The following is a 21,118-nucleotide window of genomic DNA, read 5'->3' as shown; positions in this document are numbered from 1 at the left end:
CGAAACAGAGTCAGAGACTCTACAAAATTCCGCCACTCATACGAAGTATGAGTTTGGGGTATGAAATTATAGTAGTAGTTTACATTGCTTTTGGAAAGACAATTGAGCATTTTACACCTTGAGGTGTGTTTTGTATTCCATAAGGAAACTGATGTTTATCTAGTATTTGTTTTACGATATATAATCCAAGACCGCTACCTTGTACTAAACCGTTGTTTCCAGGATTAGCGCGATAGAAAGGCTCAAATAAATGAGCGAGTTTGTCCTCATCAATTTGTGAACCTGTATTTAATACCTCTAATGCGTAACCGTTCGGTTTTTCATAAAGCTTTATATATACATGCTGATGATCGATTGTATAATGAATTGCATTTGAAATAATGTTAAAAATAGCAGTTTGAATAAATTTAGAATCAGCTAAAATTTGTACGTCTTGTTTAATATTAGATTGAACATTTAATTGCTTTACAGATATAAAATAATCTACTTTCTTCATAACGTCCTCAATGATGTTAGATAGTGAAATAACTTCTAAATTCGGTTTGAATTGAGGGTTTTGTATTTTGGATAACTCTGACATCTTTTCCGTTAATACGTTAATATCCTGCATCATCTCGTAGGAACGTTTTAAGTATTTATCTCTATCTTTGTAAGCACCGATTCCGTGAATCATGCCATCTAGTTGTCCCATAACGGCTGCGATAGGTGTTTTTAATTCATGGGATACCATAGACATAAATTCTTTGCGAGATTGTTCTAATTGTTGTTCTTTCTTGAGCTCATTTCGTAAATCTGTATTTGTTTCATGTAGATGCTTCACAATGGTTGGGACTTGTGAAGCGGCTACTTGCAAATTAAAATCTGTTTGATCTGTATTTTTGTTAGGTGATTGTTGATCTGAAAAGTCCAGATTTATAATATCTTTTAAAGTATCACTCATATATTGAAAAGGTTTGGCAATTAGTTTGGCATAAAATAAAGAACCGAGCAGAGATAATGCAAGCATTGTTGCACCAATATTTGGAGCTAATTGTTGCAAGGCATCTGCTAAACTAGGATTATCATGTGTTTCGTTTGTTTTCTTTGCTGCATTTTGTGTATGTAAGGAATCAGTGTTAGCGGCTGTTTGTTCCGCTTTAGTATATGATTCAGGTTTGTTACTTTCCACAGAAAGATTTGCTACATTTTCTTTTGCTTTTGTAGTTTGGCTAGGTTGCAAAAGATGATTAATAGCAGTAGAGAGTGTTTTGAAATCTATAATAGATGACTGGAAATTTGAGATGCTACTCCCTGAAATAGCTGTATTTTGTTCATTTTTCGTAACTGAATCCGCATGTTCCACAGTTTGAGTTTCAGGGTTTTTCGCATAACGCCCTTTATCATAGTTTAAAGCTAGAAAATAAATGATTTGATAAAGACAAATTGATAAAAGAACACAAAACAATAGGGTTTTGATGAAAATATTTTTGGTGATGTTATCCTTACTATACTTCGATTTTGTAGCCAATGCCTTTCACCGTTTTAATATAAGTAATCCCTAATTTTTTCCTTAAATTTTTAATATGTGTATCTATAACTCTTACATCACCATAATGTTCATAGCCCCATACCTTATTTAACAAATCACTTCTTGATAATACTTTTCCTCGATTTTGTAACAACGTATATATAATCTCAAATTCTTTAGTTGTTAGTTCAATTTGATTACCATGAACATAAGCTGCATATGCTGTAGAATTTAACATCAATTCATGGAATTGTAGTATAGTTGCAGTTTCGGCTTCCTTCGTTGTTGTCCTTCTTAATACAGCTTCTACGCGTTTAATAAATACCGTGTAATGGAACGGTTTCGTAATATAGTCATCAACGCCCAACTCAAACCCTTTAATTTCACTCTCTTCATTATGTAAGCCTGTTAACATAATGATTGGTACATCAGACTGTCCACGCATAATTTTACAAATACTATAACCATCTATATCTGGTAACATTACATCAAGGAGGACAAGGTCGTATGAATTTTTTTGGAAAAGAAGAATACCCTCTGTTCCAGCGCCAACCACATCAACGGTAAAATTTTGGGCAGTTAAAAATTCACGAATAAGTTCTTGTATATCTGGGTTGTCTTCAATCACCAGTATATGCGTCATAGTAACACCTCCTAAATAACGCTTTTTACTGCAATATTCGAATTCATCATTTTTCCGATGACTCAAGTTGTATACATATAATAAGCCCCCGCTATAAAATAATCATAAAAGTAGCAAGGGGAGTTGTTTATTGGACTGAATATTTCAGAATCACAGTAGTTCTATTATAGTATGCAATGTAAAATTTATAAAATATTATAACTGTATAATTTTAATATCTATGTTTATTAATGTTTTTATGCTATTTAGTGCGGTCTACTTTCATTATATATGCAAGTAGAGTTGTTTAGCTACTGTAAATGAATAAATAAAATAAGCCAAGATATAAAATTCTTGGCTACATGTAAATCTTGTTCATAGGTTATTTTACAGTGACAGTGGCACGTTGGTGAATACGTTCAAATAACCAATGTATATCATTGTTATACATGCGAATACAGCCAAGTGTTGTAGCTTTGCCAATCGCTTGATTATTGTTAGTCCCATGAATCGCATACGTTGTTCCGTATGTTCCTGCCATATTTAATCCGAGCCAACGGTCACCAAGTGGATTACGTGGATCGCCGCCTTTAATATGTCCTGTATAATAAGGACGGTTTTTAATTTTATTTACCACTTGAAAAGTACCTTTCGGTGTAGGGGTTGCTGTTTTGCCAGTAGCGACAGTGAAGCTTTTTATAAGCTTTCCATTTTGATAGAAATCCATTTTATTTAATTTCGTGTCAACGATAAGTTGTTCGTTAGTTGAAGCTGCCTCTGCAGACATATATGGAACAGTTAAAAAAACTAACGATAACATAATAGTTACTAGTAATTTTTTCATTGATATTCTCCTTTTACTATTTTAGTAGTATTACATACAATGAATTTGTAATCCTCGTAATGTTTGATTTACGTTTTCATTTAGTGATTCAAAAAAAGTGGTAATTTTTGTATTATGTTTGTTGTTTTTATCAATGAGCAATCTTTCATTTAGTAAAAGCTCGCCGTGTAGTCCGAAGCTCTGTACTTGAATGTTCATTTCATCTTCTGTTTCAGAAATGATTGGTAAGAAATAATGAAACGCTTTAGTTGGAATGATATAACTTTTTCCAATCATGCTTTCATGATTAGAGTTAGTCCATTTTTTCGTGACAATTTTAATATTCTTTTTAGAAACGACAAAAGATAGCGTTGTAGATTTTGTTACACATACGTCAAATTCATTTGTTTCACATATGTGTAAATTAAAAATCGTTTCATTTGGATGAGATTCAACATTTGTATTAATAAAATTATGCATTTTATAAGCTTCCATTCTTATTCTCCCTTTTTTCAATTTCGGAAAACGACTTATATTTATTCAATTTAATGTTTAGGTAATATAGTAGTTAAACTTTTCAACAAATTCCGATATAATCTTACAATACATATATGAAGCTAATATGAAGTTAGTATGAGTTTGTTATGGTTTTTTATAGAGAACAAAATGAGGCGATTTTTGAGTGCTAAAAACTGGATAAAATTTGTATATTAAGGTCTCTAGCCATTGCAATAGATAGGTGTCATCCCGTTTTAAAACGATAATTTATATAATTAAATAAAGAACAGAAAACGTTAGTGCGAGCCTTACAAAAATGTAATAAAAATGTAAGCTATTGTGATAGTTATTTCGACAATTTTTTTATACAATAATAGTAACAAGTTGTACGTGAATGAAAGGGGAGATGACATGGAATGGGTTCATGAATTATTTCAGCAATACGGGTATTATGTAGTACTTGTAGGCTTGCTGTTAGAATATATTGCACTTCCGTTTCCGGGAGAGCCAACATTAGCATATGCGGGATTTTTAGCACAGAAGGGTGATCTGAGTTTACCTATTTTAATTATCCTATCCTTTATTGGGACAAGTGTAGGAATGACAATCCAATACTTTTTAGGAAATAAGCTTGGTATGCCTTTTGTTCAAAAATACGGTAAGTACGTATTTTTAACACAAAAAAAAATTGATTTAACGAGAATGTGGTTCGATAAGTATGGATATTTTCTAATCTTTATCGGTTTCTTCATTCCTGGTGTACGTCATTTTACAGGATACTTTGCAGGTATCATTAACTTACCGTTTCGTCGTTTTGCGATTACAATTTATTCAGGTGCTTTATTCTGGGTATCATTCTTCTTAATCGGTGGCTACTGGTTAGGTGGTAACTTACATGATATTTTCGGATTACTGGGAGATCATATCGGTAAAATCATTTTCGGAGCTATTGTCATTGTAGCAATTACGTTAGGCATTCGTTTCCGCAAACAACTAAAACGAGTATTTTTACAAAACGCAAGTTAATATGGAATCCATTCTATGTCAGATTTTAGGGAGGCAGTGCAAAAGCACTGCCTTTTTATTTTATTATCCAGTTTGTTTTTATTTTTCCTTCGATACCGTAACCGGTCACTTCTATATAATATGTCCCCGTTTTACTAGGTGAAAGTTCATACGTATCGTCGCTTAGTTCGGAAAGGGGTTCATATTTATTAAATTCACTAGAAAAGCCAGTGCCATAACCTTGGTAGGCGCTATTTTCAGTAATAAGGAAGTTTACGTTAACTTCAAGTGTTTCTCCCTTTTTTACATAAACGGGTATTTTATGTGTGCCGTTAAAATATGAGAAATCCGCCTCAAATGTATTTTTTGTACTGTGCTCAACCCATTGTTCTTTTTGGGTAAAATCAATAGAGCATATTGCGATGAATAAAATAGGAATGATAATAGCGGTCATATATCGAAACCATTTTGATTTATTTGCTATACAAGTACATAAATAAAAGAAAAGAGAACAAATTGCCCCTACAGATCCCATTATGAAAATTATGATTACATCTCCCCCATTGTATATATGGAATGGAAGGAAGAATAAGTAACCACATAAAATATAAAGCAAAATTGTTCTTGGTGTGCTATTACGTTTTGAATTTAATTTATCAATTATAACCGAGCACAAAATCGCGTAGAGGAAAAGAAGGTAAAACCAAAAAATATATATAAATCCAGTTAAGTATTCGGAAGTTTTAAAGAAGTTCATATCACTTCCTATAAAGAAAAATAATAAAAAAGAAAAAAAGAGAGAACAGGCCGCTGAAAATTTAATAAGAGCGTAAGGAAAGAGCATTTTTTTATTCATTAGACACCTCAATAATGTAGTTCTTAAAAATTATTATATACGTTATATCTAGTATAATATATATGTATTTTTGACATATATCCACGTCAAAATGACAATTATAATTGACATCTAACAGGATATTATTTACAATTCTAATTAAATAAAAGAAAAAGAGGTAAAATATGAGGCTTCAAAATCGGGTGAGAGAATTTCGAGCAAAGCATCGTTTATCACAAGGTGAGTTAGGTAAAGCGATTGGCTCATCACGGCAAACCATTAGTTTAATTGAGCGTGGGGATTATGCGCCATCTATTGTGTTATCGCTAAAAATCGCACAAATTTTTGGAGCGCCGGTGGAGGAGATATTTATGTTAGTGGAGGGGGAAGATGGAGATGGGGAGTAAGGGGAATGGGAAAATGACGGCTATATTGAAGTTGTTAGTAGGAGCAGTATGCGGCGGGTTTATAGGGTATGTAGTAGGGGATATTGCAACAGCGGGTACTAGTAAAATATCTCCTGTTATTAGCACTGTTATGGTGAGTGTATTTGGCGCAATAGCTATATATTATATTTGGAAGCGTACAAGAGCGCTCGCACAAACGAAAGATGAAGAGGAAAATGTTAAGGGAAGAAGATTAGGAATAGTACTTATTTATCTTCGAGTAATGGAAATTGTTATTCCATCATGGTTTGTTTGCTCAGTGATTGCTTTTTACCGAACGTATACAGGTGAGGGGAACTTGTTTTTTGTTAGTGTAAGTACAGTGGCATCTGCAGTATGCTTTATTGCTATAACTTGGTTAGGATTTGTAATGAGGAAAAAGTATAACAATCTATATCCAGAACAGAGTGTCACGTATTCTCAGTCAATGGAAATGTGGGCAAAGAATGCAGATGAAGGGCAAAAGCAAATCGTTCATGAAGCGGGATATAAGGCATATCAATATACAAATATGACACTTGTTTGTGCGTGGTTTGCGGCGATTGCATATGCACTTTTAGATGGAAAAGATTTCTTTATGGTCATTATGATTTCGTTTGTTTGGGTATTACATGTTGGAACATACATGTACGAAATGCACAAAAAAATGATTTATTAAGGGGAGAGAAACGGTGGAAATTTTAAGAAGGCCTGCTTTTTCATTATTCGCTGCCTTCGTTTGCTCCGCTTTATACGGATTCATTCGAATAGAAAAAGTACAGCAAATTATAGAAATATGGGCCTTTTTCGGGATTGCATTGCTTGTGTTAGCTATTCATGAATTAGGGCATGTAATATGTGGTTTGATAGTCGGTTTGAAATTTAAGTTTATGACAGTAGGGCCTATTACTGTTCAAAGAGAAAAGGGGAAAATACGAATTCGAGAAAATAAAATATGGATGTATGTTGGTGGCGTTGCAATGTTAGTGCCGTCTTCCACACACACACCGAACCTTTCAAAAAAATGGGCATGGATGACTTTAAGTGGACCATTAACGAGTTTCGTATTTGGTATTGTATCAGGTTACATATATATGGTGAGTTATTACCACATGCTTTTATACTTTTCTGTGTTACATCTTGCAATCTTTGTCGTCACAGCAATTCCAATTAAGGGAACGCTACTAAGCGATGGCATGCAATTTCTCATTTTAATTAAAGATGATGAAAAGGCTAGGGAGCACTTATACACGATTCAAGTATCGAGTGAGTTATTTAGTTACAAAAGACCGAAAGATTGGGATGAGAGATTAGTAGAAATTAGTGAAGAAAAAATAAAAGAGGATAAAGATATTAGGGACATAATGAGTGGACTTATGCTCGTCTTTTATGTCCGAGCTGATCAAGAGGGAATGGAAAGGGCGATACCGTATGTAGAACAAATTGTTCAACTACCTGTAACGAAAGAAAATAAATATTTCGTTAGTAGTTTTCATAGTTGGTACCTTTTATATAAAGTACTGTATCAGAAGGAAAGTCTTTCCCTGCAATACGCAAAGGAGCATGCAAAGGCCATTACAAAAATGGACTTACATGGGTATTACCGTACGCAAGGAATTATCAAATATTTAGAGCAAGACATGGAAGTATGCCATATTTATATGAAGAAAGCGGATAAAGAATTGAAGACTGCTGAGAAGAGTGAAATGGGATATTTACAATTGGATAGAGAGTGGTTCGAGCAGTTGAAGGAGAGGGTATCTTACGATGGGTGAGGTATCCTCTTTTCTGTATGTAATCTTATGCCGTTCCGTAAAAAGCTTAGGGCGAGTAAAATGAGATAAGAAGAGCAAAGCTTGGAGGAAGTAAACATGGAAATTTTAACGATTATTTTGATAGTCTTGCTTATTTATGCTGTTTTTAAAGTAGCGTATGTAGCATTAAAGATACTCGCGATCCTATTAGTTATCTTTTTAATCGTAGAGTTCGGCAGTAAGTTGCTTGGGGGATAGGGTATGTTGTGCTTTCGGGGTGTCGAAGGATGTCGGTAAATCGATATACTGTTTCGAAACGTCGATATAATGAAAAAATCGTTGATATAATTGGAGCAACGGTCGATATAATCGAGGAATCGCTGATATATTTCGATAAATACCAAGCGGGGTATGCAAGAGTGGAGAATAACAAACAAAAAAGCTGGAAGAGTATCTTCCAGCTTAAGAATTGCTTTCAATTTGTTGACCACTTTCTTCTTCGTGGTCTTGTAATAGGTTGAATACGTCTGCTAGGCAGAATGCAATGAACCAAGTCCAAAGACCGTGGAAGAAAGCTGAGCTTAATTGAAGTGGTAATGTATAGTTTGTCATTGAGTAGGATATACATCCGCCAACGATTCCGATCATTGTTAATAACATTGTTTTTTGAGCATTTTCTTCTGGATTGAAGAGGAAGAAAATGTATCCGCCTAAAATTGAAGCGCTTACAAGTGTCTCGATTCCATTAAAAATGATATTCTCTCCAAGTTGAGTGTTTGTCCAGAAACAGATCACGCCGCCGACGATGGCAAATAGGACAGCTAGTGTGTATCGTATATATTGATTCATATGTTCATCTCCTTATGTAATAAGATGATTTGGAAGTCAAAAAGGTAGGTATAGTATATTGAAGTGAATTTTAGTTGTACGTATCTTTTTATAAAAAGATCAGTGAAGAATAACTAAGATGAGCGGTTTTTTTAAAACCGTTACGTGTATGGTGTCTGAAATATACCCGACTGCTCGTTTCTTTTTGCTTATAAAAATAAGAGAAACTTCCAAGTCTATATACTCTTTTTTGTAAGTCTAATTTTATTATAACACATTTAGTGATACAATAATAGAATTATCTGATTTTGTAATAAGTGTAAAAAATAAAAAGCGCAAGGAATTGTAGTTCCTTGCGCTTTTTTATATACGTTTGAAACGGCCGACAATTTCAACTGTTTCAGTAATGTTCATAAATGCTTTATTATCCACTTGGCGGATAATACGTTTCATTTCGCCCAACTCGTAGCGAGTTACGACAGTGTAAATCATTTTTTTCTTATGGTTTGTATAGCCGCCGACAGCATCTACCATTGTCACCCCACGTATGCCGTGATGTAATAGTGAGCTTTTTATTTCCTCACCTTTTTCTGTAATTGTCATTATCGTTAATTTAATATGTTTTGTATGCACGGCATCAATTACTTTGCTGACTACAAACCGACTAATTAACGTATAAAGCGTAATATCCCATCCGAAAATAAATCCTGCTGCAACAAGTAAGATTAAGTTGAATCCAAAGATGATTGCTCCAATTGAAACATCGCGATGTTTCGCTACAATTAATCCAACAACATCAAAACCACCTGTTGAAGAAGCAAATCGGAATATGATTCCTGAGGCAGCACCGCAGATGACACCACCGAATACAGAAGACAGTAAAATATCGTCTGAAACTTGGTGTACTGGGATAATGTTCATCGCTAAAGATGATACAGCTACAAAGTATGCCGTTAAAAAGGTTGTCTTCTTTCCTAAGTAAAAGTGACTTAAAATAAGAAGCGGAATGTTTAGTAAAAAGATAAGTGCTCCGATATTGTAGTGCATTAAATAACCGATAATCATCCCTACACCAGCGAACCCACCGCTAATCATATTATGCGGGATAAAAAACATATTCATAGAAATTGCATACAAAATAGAGGCTATAAAAATAACAACTAACTGTATCATAAATTCTAAGTGAAATGTTTTAGCTGCTGGGAAGGATAAAAAGGCGGTGTCGGGAACGTAATCGGCGTCTCCTAGTTGACCCATAGTATGTTTCATCTCCATATTCATTTTTGATTACAAGAAGAGAATAAAGCTTTTTTCAAAAACTGGCAATAGTTTTATTATAATGCAAAAATTTTATAAATTTCTAAAAAATTAAACCTATTCAAAGATACGTGTGAATATACTAAAGAAAGCGAATACATTAGTTTTTCGGCATAATTTTTTGAGAAAATATGCAAAATTCTTTTTTGAAAATAAAAGGAAATAGAGAATGTTTGTTGAATGTGCTAAAATGACTTTATTAAGGATGTGAAGCGATGGAATTTTTATTGCAGGATGCAATTCTATATATATCGTTTGTAACGACAGCGCTTTGTTTATTAGAAGTCTTTTTTCTTGCTAACGTTTCTCGTTTCGTGCGTCAGCAAGCATCGAGCGGTAGACAGAGAGCGTTTAAACTAGTTGATACATGTGAAGAGGGTACAAGAAATGTACCGCTATTTTCTATTTTTTATAAATATGGAATGATTCGTTCTGTCCGCAGACAAGAATCGAGCGGAGAGAGTGACGAGGTAGGTCCATATACACCAATGTTTCGCTAATTAATTACGAAACATTGGAGGAATGAACATGTTAAAATCATACCGAGCTAGGCTCATTAGTTTATCATTATTACTTGTTTTTGTTTTATCTGGCTGCAGTAATGCAGGTACAATTGATTCACATAGTACGGGAATTTGGAACCATTATTTTGTATATCCAATCTCATTTATGATTCAATTTGTTGCTCATCATATACCTGGAGCTAGCTTTGGGATTGCAATCATTATCATTACGCTTGTTGTTCGTTCAGCGATGATTCCATTAGCTGTTTCGCAATATCGTAGCCAAGCGAAAATGAAAAAAATGCAACCTGAATTACAGAAGCTGAAACAGAAATACGGTGATGTGGGTAAAGATCTTGAAAAACAAAAGCAGTATCAAAAAGAAATGTCAGAACTAATGAAATCAGGCGGTTGGAATCCGTTAGCTGGGTGCTGGCCAATCTTTATACAAATGCCGATTTTCTCTGCTTTGTATTATGCGATTAGCCGAACTGAAGAGATTCGTACATCTTCATTTTTATGGGTGAACCTAGGACATGCAGATCCATATCATATATTACCGATTATCGCAGCGTTAACAACATTTATTCAAATGAAGGTGTTCCAATCAAATATAACGCCTGGAGAGCAAGTACAAATGCTGAAAATACAGCAAATTATGATGCCAGCAATGATTTTGTTTATGGGTATTGCGGCACCATCAGGACTTGTGCTGTATTGGATTACAGGTAATTTATTTACAATGACACAAACAATTGTATTAAGAAAAATAATGGAACGTGAAGAATTACAATTACAAAAAGCTTAGAAAAACGCCGCTCATCACGAGCGGTGTTTTTTATTTGAATCGTTAAGGAAATTTTAAGAAACCAACATTACTATTGGCATTGTATACGAAAGTGTACATGCTTTAGAAATATGAAGGAGGAAATTTCCTATGAAGAAGAAAACAGTTGGGTATTTAGCAATTGCAGGTGCTTTATCATTTGGAATTATAGGAGGAGTGGGTATACCAGCATTTGCGGCAACGAATACTCCGGCGGCTGAGCAACCTACAAAAACTGCGAAAAAAGATTTAGATACCGCTACAAAACAAAAAGTAAAAACGATTATGGACGATACAAAGAAACAGTTAGAGGAACTAGGTGTGAAACTCCCAGATAAGGGTAAGCACAAGGAAATGTTTGCGGGATTAGATGATCAGGCGAAAGAAAAAGCGAAGTCGATTTTAGAACAAGAGAAATCTGGAAAATTAACACGTGAGCAAGCAAAAGAGGAATTAACAAAACTAGGTGTGAAATTCCCAGATAAGGGTAAGCATAAGGAAATGTTCACAGGACTAGATGATCAGGCGAAAGAAAAAGCGAAGTCGATTTTAGAACAAGAAAAGTCCGGAACATTAACACGTGAGCAAGTGAAAGAGAAATTGAAAGAGTTGGGCGTAAATCTTCCAGATAAGGGTAAGCGTAAAGATATGCTTGCTGACTTAGATGATCAGGCGAAAGAAAAAGTAAAGTCAATTTTTGAACAAGAAAAATCCGGAACATTAACACGTGAGCAAGTGAAAGAGAAATTGAAAGAGTTAGGCGTAAACCTACCAGAGAAAGAGAAGCATGAAGACATCTTTACGGGATTAGATGAAGCGACAAAAGAAAAAGCGAAAGCGATTCTAGAAAATGAAAAGAAACAATTAGCGGAATTAAATGTCGATCTTCCAAATCATAAATTTTTCATGGGAAAAGATGATAAATAATTGAACTATGTCGTATCTTTCGTGTGGGCAACCGAAAGGTACGTATGCGAGGAGGCTGTCTTTGGAACAGCCTCCTCTTATTATGTAGATTGCTATCGTTGTCGTTTTTTGCTGGAAAGTCGATATTCCTTGTCGAATCCCCGATATAATTTCATTTATCACCTTATGGCGTTCGTGGATGAGGAGATTAGAGAAATAAAGTAGCTTCTGTTATAATATAAGAAGAGAAATATTTCTTATATTATATAAAAAATATATTGATTTTTTCTAACAATTCAATATAATGGGAAATAACTACAAAATTCGACATCAAGAAGTGATGATGAGGATATGATCAGTTTTTTACGATTATCAGAGAGGGAAGTCTTTGGCTGTGAGCTTCCTAATACGGGAAAATCGATTACCACCTCTGAACTGCAGCAGTGAACGGATATCTAGTAATTGCTTGCCGGCAAAAACCGTTATTTAGACTTGAGAAATTGGTGAAGTATGTCACTTTACTAATTGAAACAAGGGTGGAAACACGAATACAACACTCGTCCCTTTTTTAGGGAGGAGTGTTTTTTTATTTCATTTTTGCATCACATTAGAATTGGAAGGAGGATACGCAGCATGCATCATGATGAGAAAAACAAAATTGGTTTAACAGTAGCACTTTCTATCGTAGTAGGAACTATTATTGGGTCTGGTGTGTTTATGAAACCAGGGAGCGTATTAGATTACTCAGGGAGTTCTAATATGGCTATTTTTGCTTGGGTAATTGGTGGTCTGTTGACGCTAGCAAGTGGTTTAACAGTAGCCGAAATTGGAGCGCAAATTCCGAAAAATGGTGGGTTGTATACGTATTTAGAGGAGATTTACGGAAGTTTTTGGGGGTATTTATCTGGCTGGATGCAAACGATTGTTTATGGACCAGCTATTATTGGAACGTTAGGTTTGTATTTTAGTTCTTTAATGATCAATTTTTTCTATTTAGATAAAGTATGGAATTTACCAATCGCAATTGGAACAGTTGCGTTCCTAGGCGTTATAAATAGTATGGGAACAAAATATGGAGGCATTGTCCAAACGGTTACGACAGTTGGAAAGATGATTCCGATTATATTAATTGTTGTGTTAGGCTTTTGGAAAGGGAATAGTGACATCTTCAACGTAGTTGTACCGATTTCAGAAAATCAAAGTATCGGGATGGCAATTTTAGCAACTTTATTTGCTTATGATGGTTGGATTTTACTCGCTTCTATTGGCGGAGAAATGAAGAACCCAACAAAGTTATTACCGAAGGCAATGACAGTTGGTATTTTAATTGTAACTGCTGCTTACGTATTAATTAACTTAGCGTTATTAAATGTCTTACCAGCAACGAAAATTGTAGACCTTGGAGAAAATGCAACAGCGACAGCTGCGGGCATGTTACTTGGAGAATATGGCGGGAAAATTATTAGTATCGGTATTATCATTTCTATTTTCGGCTGTTTAAATGGAAAGATTTTAACGTTCCCGCGTATTCCGATGTCGATGGCAGAGCGTGGACACCTTCCGTTTTCTAAGTTTATTGCAAAGGAAAGTCCGAGATTTAAAACACCAGCAAATGCGATTACTGTTGAAATCATATTAGGAATTATTTTAATGCTTATTAGTGATCCGAATAAGCTATCTGAGATTTCCGTATTCATTATTTATATTTTCTATGTAATGACGTTTATTGGTGTCTTTATTTTAAGAAAGCGTAACAAGGATAAAGAGCGTGCATATAGTGTACCGTTATTCCCGATTGTACCAATCGTTGCGATTTTAGGGTCATTGTTTGTACTTGGAAGTGCGATTATTAATGATCCGGTAAGTTGTTTCTTATCAATTGGAATTGTATTTACTGGACTTCCGGTGTATTGGTACTTGAATAAGAAGAAAGAAACTGAAGTTTAATGATTGAAGGGCAGGCATATAATATGCCTGCTTTTTTGCTGTAAAAAAATTGTACTTGCGTCCACTTTCTCTTTTGGTTACTATAATAGTAGTAACCAAAAGAGAAAGTGTGGGGAAAGACTTGAATTTTCGTGTATATATTTTAGCTATTGCGGCTTTCGTAGTCGGAACGGTTGAGCTAATTATAGGAGGAACGCTTGATTTAGTTGCCAATGATTTAGGTGTGTCGATTAGTGCAGCTGGTCAGCTTATTACAATATTTTCAGTAGTATTCGCTCTATCAGGGCCAGTTTTATTAGCATTAACAGGCAAGTTTGAAAGAAAAAAATTATATGTTGTGGCATTATCAATTTTCTTAATAGGAAATATCGTTTCGACATTTAGTGTGAATTATGAGATGTTAATGTTTTCAAGGGTAATTTGTGCGGCGAGTGGATCGCTTATTATTGCACTATCTGTAACACTTGCTTCTAGTGTAGTAGAACCGCGTTTTCGTGCGCGTGCAATTGGGATCATTTTTATGGGGATTAGCGGATCGCTCGTACTTGGAGTGCCGCTTGGTCTTGTGCTAGGAAATGCATATGGATGGCGTGCACCATTTGTATTAATTTCAATATTAACTGTTATGGCGATTGCTTGTATTTCATTATTTTTAACGAAAGTACCACCGACATCGGTATTATCAATAAGAGAACAAATTGCAACTTTAAAGGATAAAAAAATTGTAAGTGCACAGTTAACGTCATTTTTATTTTTAACAGGTCATTTAACGCTATACGCATATTTAACACCGTTTTTAAAAGATGTGATGCATGTTGAAGCAAATTGGATTAGTGTGTTTTACTTCATTTTCGGAATTGCAGCAGTAATTGGCGGCGGATTTGGTGGATGGCTTGCTGATAAATGGGGATCGAAGAAAAGTATTATTTCCATCATTATCGTATTTGCATGTGCAATCTTTATGTTGCCGATGATGACATTCTCATTCCCGCTCTTCATTATTATGATGGGATTATGGAGTATGCTGAGCTGGGCGATTTCGCCAGCACAGCAAAACTATTTAATTGAAATTGCACCGGAATCAGCTGGTATTCAGCAAGGTTTAAATAACTCTGCACTTCATCTAGGAATTGCGCTCGGTTCAACAGTGGGCGGAGTTGTTATTGAGAAATCATCTGTTATATATAACGCTTGGGTAGGCGGCGGTTTTATTATATTGGCGCTACTTTGTGCGATTTTCTCAATTACGAGAGGACGCTCGAATCAGTTTGCGAAAAAAGAATCTATCGTTTGATAGGTTCTTTTTTTATTTGTAAAAAATTGCAGGGGTTAGTAGAGAAATGGAGAAGGGAGTATATAGCGAGGTGATAGTATATGGAATCTAATTTTTCAATTATTGGTTTTCTAATTTCTTTGGTCCCATTATTTCTTATTATTTTTGTATTTAGATGGGTTCGTTTCATCTATCAAAATTCTGAGAAACAAGTGGAGCAAAATGAGAAGATTATTGAGCTTTTGATGGAGATAAGGGAACAAAATGAAAAGGAGTCTAGGTGAAGAGCTAGACTCCTTTTTGCGTTTTAATTACTTAATACCTCAACTTCATTAATAGACTTCTGATTTCCTCATCTTCCATAAAGAGATCATGGTGTTTCTCTGTAATCTTCGCAAGTGCAACGTCATGATAGAAGAACTCCGTAAAGAACTTCACGAAAGGTTGTGACATTGTTTTCATCGCTTGCCATGATTCTTGCTCCACACCAGCAAATAAAATTTCGCGATCGTCAACGATGAGTAGTAAGTAACGCTCTAATGCGTTAGGCTCTTCAGCTGGGATTAAAAAATGCATGTTTTCTAAGTCTGTTTCTACTTTTCCAACTATGAGGGACTCGATCTGGACCCCTTGTTTTGCTTTTTGTTCTAGTAAAGGAAGATATTCTAAAAGGGTATCATTCCATGCGGAGATGCGAATGGATTCTTTCGCATCTTCTACAAGTTGCCTACTTTGTACTTTAATAGAAGACTGCATTTTCAAACTCCAAACACGGTCATCTGTAAATGACTTTTTAGAAATATTATTTTCAAGTTCTTTAATATTAGATTGGAATTCTGTCGTTAACTTTTCAATTGCTAGCTTGAGTGGTAATGCTGTATACAATTTTTTCTTTTCAGAAACAGAATCCATTACCATCCCTTTATCAATGAGTCGTGCTAACACTTCGTATATTTTTGCTTTTGGAACACCTGAATGTTTAACGATAGTTGTTGCATCTAATGGTTCATTGCTTGATACGACAACTTCATAGGCCTGGCTTTCATATTGTGAGAAACTGAATTTTTGTAGCATAGTTCCCTCCGAACGAATGAGATTATATAGTTTAAGGATAATGAACTATTTGTTTTTACACAAGTGTTGAGATAACAAGTAAGTTGATTGAAATGAGAATGAATTTCAAGTTTTTAAACTATATAGATTGAGCTTTCTTATTTATCTATTATACTTAATATAGTGATTAATATGATTAAATTTCATCGAGAAGGGGATGCTTGAGGGAAGATGTTGAGAAGTTTACGTTTAAAAATTGCAGTAGTATTTTCGGTGCTTATTTCTATGATGTTTGTAATATTAGGTACAGCTGTGTATCAATTGCAAAAAGAGAAAGAAACGCACTCCTTAGACCAGTATTCTGAAAATACGATGGATCTTGTGACAGAGCAGTTAACTGCATTTATGCAGCGAATTGAAGAAGATATGGGTCATTATGGAACTCATGATGATATTCAAAACATGCTACAAGATGGGGTTACTCCAGAAGAGGAGAGTTTTATTTTAAAGGAATTTTCAAGGTTTAAAAAGAATCATCCTGATATTTTAGATGTCTACATAGGGACGAAAGATAAAAAAACGTTGAGTGCAAACCTTGCTGAAGGAGGCAAAGTACCGGAAGGATATGATCCAACAAGTCGTCCTTGGTATAAAGCGTCAGAAGCAGATACAAAATCGATTATTTGGGGACAACCACAATATGAGATCGCGACGGGTAAGTTAAGTATTGGAGTTTCAAAAGCCATTGCCGGACAAGATGGTTCTGTGTTAGGTGTTGTAGCAATGGATGTATCACTAGGGAAGATTCAAAAGCTACTCCATAATATTCAATATAATAATGGCGGAGAAATGTTTATTATAAATGATAAAAATATTGCCATTGTGTACCCAGAGAAAGTAGGAAAAGATGTTTCGAAAGAACCACTTGTTAAAAGTTTAAATAAAGATGAAACGAAATTTGCGGCGGCGACATTAGGCGGAAAAGATGTAGTAGCCTATAGTCAATTGTTTGATAAGATGAAATGGAAAATCGGGATTGTATATCCGAAAGAGTCCATTGATAACTTACTAATAGAAACAAGAAATACGGTTATTTTAACGGCATGTATAAGTTTATTAATTGGAATAGTTGCGTCATACATATTCTCAAGAAGATTAGCAAGACCATTACAACTATTAACAAATCACGTTCAAAAAGTAGCGGAAGGTGATTTAACACTACAAATGAAGGTGACAAGTAAAGATGAGGTTGGTATGCTTACGACTCACTTTAATCATATGGTTGAGCAAATGAATGAAATGGTAAGTAAAATTAAAAATAGTGTATCGACAGTACAGCAATCGACTCACAATCTGCATTATTTAACGAATGAAACTGTAGCAGCTAGTAGAGAAGTTTCAGGTGCAATGGATGATGTGAGCGGAGGTGCGTCTACTCTTGCTAATAGTGTAGAGGAGGTTTCAGCGCAACTTGAAAATATGGCGCAGTCGATGGAAGAAATGAATAGTTCCGTTGGTGAAATAAAGGGCGTAACTGGCAAGGCGGAAGAAGCATCTAAGCAGGGGCTCAATACGATGCGGAATTTAGTTCGTACAAGAGGACAATCATCTTCTATCGTTGTTCATACGGAAGAAGCATCCGGTAAGTTAGAGCAAAGAGTTGGATCAATTCAAAATGTTGTAGAGCTTATAAAAGGTATTTCGGATCAAACGAATTTACTGGCTTTAAACGCTTCAATTGAAGCAGCACGTGCAGGTGAACAAGGTAAGGGCTTTGCTGTTGTTGCGGAAGAGGTTCGGAAATTAGCTGAACAATCAAAAGAGGCAACGGGTGAGATTGCAATAATGATTAGCGATGTGCAGTTAGAAGTAAAACGAGTTGTAGAAGTTGTAAGTAAATTGAAAGACATTGCGGATATACAAAATAAAGTTACAACAGAGGCGGAGAGAGAATTCCGCACAATTATGTCAGTTGTAAGCACTATTAGTACCTCAGTTGAAAAAATGGTAGAAGAGGTAAATAACATAGGTCACGAGCAAGAAGAAATTACAGAAGTTATGCAAACAATTGCTAGCACAAGCCAAGAGAGCGCGGCTGTTTCTGAAGAGGTAAATGCAGCAACCGAGTCACAGGTTAATCATCTAGAAAAGGTAGCTCATACGATGGAAAGTTTGACAGAGAATATGCGGGACTTAGAAAGATTGGTTGAGCAGTTTAAAGTAGAGGAATAACATATTATTAAAATGGTAAAGATTTTGGTAAAATAGACAATGGATATATAAGAAGCGATTATAGGAGGTAAGTTACTATGGCAATTGTTGATGTATCGATTATTCCAGTAGGAACAGGTAATCCAAGTGTTAGTGAATATGTAGCAGAAGTACAAAAGGTGCTAGAGAAAAATGCTGATCGTGTGAAGTATCAATTAACACCGATGAATACAGTAATTGAAGGAGATCTTCCTGTCATTTTAGAAGTCATTCAACAAATGCATGAAGTTCCATATACAAAAGGTGCACAGCGCGTTGCGACAACAATTCGTATCGATGATCGCCGTGATAAAGTAAGTACGATGGAGAAGAAATTAAACTCTGTTCGATCAAAATTATAAGAAGAAGCAGCGATTTTCGCTGCTTTTTTCATATTGGAGGTAAATAAGATGAGTGAAAAGTTTAATGAGCAGTTTGACGGATTACTAGAGAAATACACGGAACTATTACTTGGAGAGAGCGACGAAGAGCGAAAAGAGCAGGTACAGAAATGGGCGCTTTATTCTTATATTGCGAAGACGATGCCAGCTTTAGTGAAGCATTGGAATGAGACTTATCCAGATGCGAAAGAAGAGATGGTACAGTTAATTACGAATATTAAAAAGCTGAATGATGAGAAGCGAAATGAGAAGTAAGAAGGCTTGAGATAATGTTACCTCAAGTTTTTGTTATTAATATCCTCATATAATTTAGATGAAAAATAAATGGTTTTGTGAGCATGTCGAATATTTTCGGCATGCTCATTTTTTTCCTAGTAAACTCGTTTTTTCTGAATGTCGAAAAATATTTTCTCCATATTTACAAGCGAGAATATAGAGTTTTAAATGTTTTGATAGTATTTTATAAATTATCTAAATAATTATTTGTATCAAATAATTTTAAACAGTGATATAATTTTGAAGAGGGGTAAAAAACAGATAAAGTATAGTCATAGGGGTGAATTACATGGAACAATTAATGCGAAATTCGTTTCTTTTCTTGTCTAAAAATAAAGCGCTAACAAAACTGGCTAAAAAGTATGGTTTGCGCTTTGGTGCAGGTCGCTTCGTCGCAGGGGAGACGATTGAATTAGCGACAGCTGCAATTAAAGCATTAAATAAGCAAGGTCTTTGTGTAACAATCGATTATTTAGGTGAATTCGTTGATAACGAAGCGGAAGCAAATGAAATGGCCAGCGAATCGATTGAAGCGATTCGTGCAATTGGAAGAGAAGGTCTTAATTCACAGCTTTCTTTAAAGATGACTTCTATGGGATTAGATATCTCTGACGAAATCGTAATGAACAATATGCGCCGTATTTTAGAAGCTGCAAAAGAAAACGGTGTGTTTATTACAATTGATATGGAAGACTATACGCGCTGCGGGAAAACAATTGATATCTTTAAACAATTAAAATCTGAATACGATAATATTGGTACTGTTATTCAAGCTTACTTGTATCGTACAGAAAAAGATATTGAAGATTTAAACGCTTATAATCCTAATTTACGTCTTGTAAAAGGGGCCTATAAAGAACCTGAAGAAGTAGCGTTCCCAGAAAAGAAAGATGTAGATGACAATTATAAAAAAATTATTAAAATGCACTTATTAAATGGAAATTACACTGCAATTGCTTCACATGACGAAGCGATTATTGAATATACGAAAAAGCTTGCGGAAGAACACAACATTCCAAGGGATCAATTTGAATTCCAAATGTTATTTGGTATTCGTACAGAGCGTCAACTTGAGCTAGTAAAAGAAGGTTACAAAATGCGCGTTTACGTGCCTTATGGAAACGACTGGTATGGCTATTTCATGCGCCGTCTAGCAGAGCGTCCAGCAAACGTTGCGTTCGTATTAAAAGGTATGATCAAAAAATAACCAAGGAGAAAATACTCCTTGGTTATTTTAATTGCTCAAATGCGTAGTTCGCCATTTTCTTCGTATCAGGGTATAGCTGCGTGCGAGTAGAAGATAACACGACGTTAATGACGCGTTTACCGTCTTTTTTATCAACTGTTACGACTGTGTATTTTCCGAGTGCTGATAAACCGCTTTTACTTCCAATCGCATATGGATCAGCATATAGTTCTTCTCGTCCATAGTTTGCAATTTTTGGAGAGCGCTCTGAAGTATGTAGAGTAGTATGTGTTGAATTCATATAATCTAAAACAATTGGATACTTTAATGCTTCTTTCGTAATAATAGCAATGTCATAAGGTGATACTTTATTTCCAAGTGCATCAGCACCGCTTGCATTTTTGAAAGTTGCATGCTTCGTCCCGAGTTCCTTCGCTCTAGCATTCATCATTTTCACAAACTCATTTTTTGATCCTGCGATATGTTCTGCAATTGACTCAGCGATCGGGTCTGCACTAATGATGAGCATAAGTTTTAATGCCTCATCACGTTTTAATTTTTCACCAGCACGAAGCTTAATCTTCTTACTTTGACTTTCTGTTTTAATTGCGTTTTCTGTAACTGTAATTTCTTCATCTTCTTTTACATTCTCAAGTAAGAGAAGAGTTGTCATCATTTTGGCTATACTAGCCGGATAAGAGCGCTCATCCTCGCGTTTTCCATACAAAATTTCCCCTGTGTCTGCATTGATTGTAATTCCGTATTGCCCAGTAATGTTAGGCTGATCTGCTCTTACAACTTGTTGCCTTTGTGCATAAGAGAAGAAAATCATCCCTGTAAATAGTGTGGCAATCATTACAATCATAACTATTGTTCGTTTCAT

Annotated in this window: 24 protein-coding genes and 1 other annotated feature; of the genes, 15 read left to right on the top strand and 9 right to left on the bottom strand. The window is 35.1% G+C overall.

Annotated elements, in window-relative coordinates; all coding sequences use genetic code 11:
- Positions 1-79 precede the first annotated feature (79 nt).
- From BWGOE10_RS25070 to BWGOE10_RS25055, 4 genes are all read right to left on the bottom strand, one after another.
- On the bottom strand, positions 80-1,507 hold the full coding sequence (locus BWGOE10_RS25070; protein WP_070145391.1) for a sensor histidine kinase: 1,428 nt from the start codon (positions 1,505-1,507) through the stop codon (positions 80-82).
- Complete coding sequence (locus BWGOE10_RS25065; RefSeq protein ID WP_070145390.1) at positions 1,485-2,150, bottom strand: response regulator transcription factor; 666 nt, start codon at positions 2,148-2,150, stop codon at positions 1,485-1,487. The genes BWGOE10_RS25070 and BWGOE10_RS25065 overlap by 23 nt, the downstream gene beginning before the upstream one ends.
- Positions 2,151-2,511: 361 nt before the next feature.
- Positions 2,512-2,973: a L,D-transpeptidase gene (locus BWGOE10_RS25060; protein ID WP_070145389.1), complete on the bottom strand. Its 462-nt coding sequence runs from the start codon at positions 2,971-2,973 to the stop codon at positions 2,512-2,514.
- Positions 2,974-3,003: 30 nt separating this feature from the next.
- Positions 3,004-3,447 (bottom strand): DUF3978 family protein, encoded by a 444-nt coding sequence (locus BWGOE10_RS25055; RefSeq protein ID WP_070145388.1) that lies wholly within the window; start codon positions 3,445-3,447, stop codon positions 3,004-3,006.
- 414 nt (positions 3,448-3,861) lie between these two features.
- On the opposite strand from BWGOE10_RS25055, the gene BWGOE10_RS25050 reads away from it, so the two are divergent.
- Complete coding sequence (locus BWGOE10_RS25050; protein ID WP_016106555.1) at positions 3,862-4,476, top strand: DedA family protein; 615 nt, start codon at positions 3,862-3,864, stop codon at positions 4,474-4,476.
- 55 nt (positions 4,477-4,531) lie between these two features.
- On the opposite strand, the gene BWGOE10_RS25045 is transcribed toward BWGOE10_RS25050, so the two are convergent.
- Positions 4,532-5,311 carry a hypothetical protein gene (locus tag BWGOE10_RS25045; RefSeq protein ID WP_070145387.1) on the bottom strand — a complete coding sequence of 260 codons (780 nt, stop codon included), beginning with the start codon at positions 5,309-5,311 and terminating at the stop codon, positions 4,532-4,534.
- Between the two features lie 164 nt (positions 5,312-5,475).
- Here BWGOE10_RS25045 and BWGOE10_RS25040 point away from each other — a divergent pair, with 164 nt between their 5' ends.
- The 4 genes from BWGOE10_RS25040 to BWGOE10_RS25025 all read left to right on the top strand — a co-directional run bounded on the left by BWGOE10_RS25040 (position 5,476) and on the right by BWGOE10_RS25025 (position 7,727).
- Positions 5,476-5,697, top strand: a complete 222-nt coding sequence (locus BWGOE10_RS25040) for a helix-turn-helix transcriptional regulator (protein ID WP_070145386.1) — start codon at positions 5,476-5,478, stop codon at positions 5,695-5,697.
- Positions 5,681-6,394, top strand: coding sequence for a DUF3169 family protein (locus BWGOE10_RS25035; protein ID WP_070145385.1), 714 nt, complete (start codon positions 5,681-5,683; stop codon positions 6,392-6,394). Before BWGOE10_RS25040 ends, BWGOE10_RS25035 begins: the two co-directional genes overlap by 17 nt.
- 13 nt (positions 6,395-6,407) lie before the next feature.
- The gene (locus tag BWGOE10_RS25030) at positions 6,408-7,490 is read left to right on the top strand and encodes a M50 family metallopeptidase (protein WP_070145384.1); all 1,083 of its coding nucleotides are present in this window, start codon (positions 6,408-6,410) and stop codon (positions 7,488-7,490) included.
- A 96-nt stretch (positions 7,491-7,586) separates the two neighbouring features.
- Positions 7,587-7,727, top strand: a complete 141-nt coding sequence (locus tag BWGOE10_RS25025) for a DUF3985 family protein (RefSeq protein WP_000404783.1) — start codon at positions 7,587-7,589, stop codon at positions 7,725-7,727.
- A 204-nt stretch (positions 7,728-7,931) separates the two neighbouring features.
- Here the strand turns inward: BWGOE10_RS25025 and BWGOE10_RS25020 are convergent, their stop codons facing one another.
- Together BWGOE10_RS25020 and BWGOE10_RS25015 are read right to left on the bottom strand one after the other, a co-directional pair.
- On the bottom strand, positions 7,932-8,318 hold the full coding sequence (locus BWGOE10_RS25020) for a DUF3938 domain-containing protein (protein WP_070145383.1): 387 nt from the start codon (positions 8,316-8,318) through the stop codon (positions 7,932-7,934).
- Positions 8,319-8,660: 342 nt separating this feature from the next.
- The gene (locus BWGOE10_RS25015) at positions 8,661-9,554 is read right to left on the bottom strand and encodes a YitT family protein (protein ID WP_002145016.1); all 894 of its coding nucleotides are present in this window, start codon (positions 9,552-9,554) and stop codon (positions 8,661-8,663) included.
- A gap of 275 nt (positions 9,555-9,829) precedes the next feature.
- Here BWGOE10_RS25015 and BWGOE10_RS25010 point away from each other — a divergent pair, with 275 nt between their 5' ends.
- From BWGOE10_RS25010 to BWGOE10_RS24985, 6 genes are all read left to right on the top strand, one after another.
- The gene (locus BWGOE10_RS25010; RefSeq protein WP_070145382.1) at positions 9,830-10,114 is read left to right on the top strand and encodes a hypothetical protein; all 285 of its coding nucleotides are present in this window, start codon (positions 9,830-9,832) and stop codon (positions 10,112-10,114) included.
- Between the two features lie 28 nt (positions 10,115-10,142).
- On the top strand, positions 10,143-10,925 hold the full coding sequence (locus BWGOE10_RS25005; RefSeq protein WP_002145018.1) for a membrane protein insertase YidC: 783 nt from the start codon (positions 10,143-10,145) through the stop codon (positions 10,923-10,925).
- Positions 10,926-11,054: 129 nt separating this feature from the next.
- Complete coding sequence (locus BWGOE10_RS25000; RefSeq protein WP_070145381.1) at positions 11,055-11,870, top strand: hypothetical protein; 816 nt, start codon at positions 11,055-11,057, stop codon at positions 11,868-11,870.
- A gap of 310 nt (positions 11,871-12,180) precedes the next feature.
- Positions 12,181-12,417 (top strand) — a binding site (T-box leader).
- Between the two features lie 65 nt (positions 12,418-12,482).
- Positions 12,483-13,796 (top strand): APC family permease, encoded by a 1,314-nt coding sequence (locus BWGOE10_RS24995; RefSeq protein WP_070145380.1) that lies wholly within the window; start codon positions 12,483-12,485, stop codon positions 13,794-13,796.
- Between the two features lie 49 nt (positions 13,797-13,845).
- A complete protein-coding gene (locus BWGOE10_RS24990; protein WP_081338214.1) occupies positions 13,846-15,090 on the top strand; it encodes an MFS transporter in 1,245 nt (414 codons plus the stop codon).
- Positions 15,091-15,170: 80 nt separating this feature from the next.
- On the top strand, positions 15,171-15,353 hold the full coding sequence (locus BWGOE10_RS24985) for a hypothetical protein (RefSeq protein ID WP_070145378.1): 183 nt from the start codon (positions 15,171-15,173) through the stop codon (positions 15,351-15,353).
- A 31-nt stretch (positions 15,354-15,384) separates the two neighbouring features.
- Here BWGOE10_RS24985 and BWGOE10_RS24980 read toward each other — a convergent pair whose 3' ends face one another.
- Positions 15,385-16,143 carry a TrmB family transcriptional regulator gene (locus tag BWGOE10_RS24980; protein WP_070145377.1) on the bottom strand — a complete coding sequence of 253 codons (759 nt, stop codon included), beginning with the start codon at positions 16,141-16,143 and terminating at the stop codon, positions 15,385-15,387.
- A gap of 210 nt (positions 16,144-16,353) precedes the next feature.
- Between BWGOE10_RS24980 and BWGOE10_RS24975 the strand changes: the two genes are divergently transcribed.
- The 4 genes from BWGOE10_RS24975 (at position 16,354) to BWGOE10_RS24960 (ending at position 20,256) form a co-directional block, all read left to right on the top strand.
- Positions 16,354-18,354: a methyl-accepting chemotaxis protein gene (locus tag BWGOE10_RS24975; RefSeq protein WP_070145376.1), complete on the top strand. Its 2,001-nt coding sequence runs from the start codon at positions 16,354-16,356 to the stop codon at positions 18,352-18,354.
- Positions 18,355-18,431: 77 nt separating this feature from the next.
- A complete protein-coding gene (locus BWGOE10_RS24970) occupies positions 18,432-18,734 on the top strand; it encodes an MTH1187 family thiamine-binding protein (protein WP_001018862.1) in 303 nt (100 codons plus the stop codon).
- 48 nt (positions 18,735-18,782) lie between these two features.
- The gene (locus BWGOE10_RS24965; RefSeq protein WP_070145375.1) at positions 18,783-19,028 is read left to right on the top strand and encodes a YusU family protein; all 246 of its coding nucleotides are present in this window, start codon (positions 18,783-18,785) and stop codon (positions 19,026-19,028) included.
- Between the two features lie 310 nt (positions 19,029-19,338).
- Positions 19,339-20,256, top strand: coding sequence for a proline dehydrogenase family protein (locus tag BWGOE10_RS24960; RefSeq protein WP_002015957.1), 918 nt, complete (start codon positions 19,339-19,341; stop codon positions 20,254-20,256).
- Between the two features lie 22 nt (positions 20,257-20,278).
- Here the strand turns inward: BWGOE10_RS24960 and BWGOE10_RS24955 are convergent, their stop codons facing one another.
- Positions 20,279-21,118 (bottom strand): D-alanyl-D-alanine carboxypeptidase family protein, encoded by an 840-nt coding sequence (locus BWGOE10_RS24955; RefSeq protein ID WP_070145374.1) that lies wholly within the window; start codon positions 21,116-21,118, stop codon positions 20,279-20,281.

Source organism: Bacillus mycoides, assembly GCF_001757995.1.
Classification (GTDB): Bacteria; Bacillota; Bacilli; order Bacillales; family Bacillaceae_G; genus Bacillus_A; species Bacillus_A mycoides_B.
Note: the sequence above shows the minus strand (reverse complement) of the source record. Positions and strands in the feature narration are given on the sequence as shown.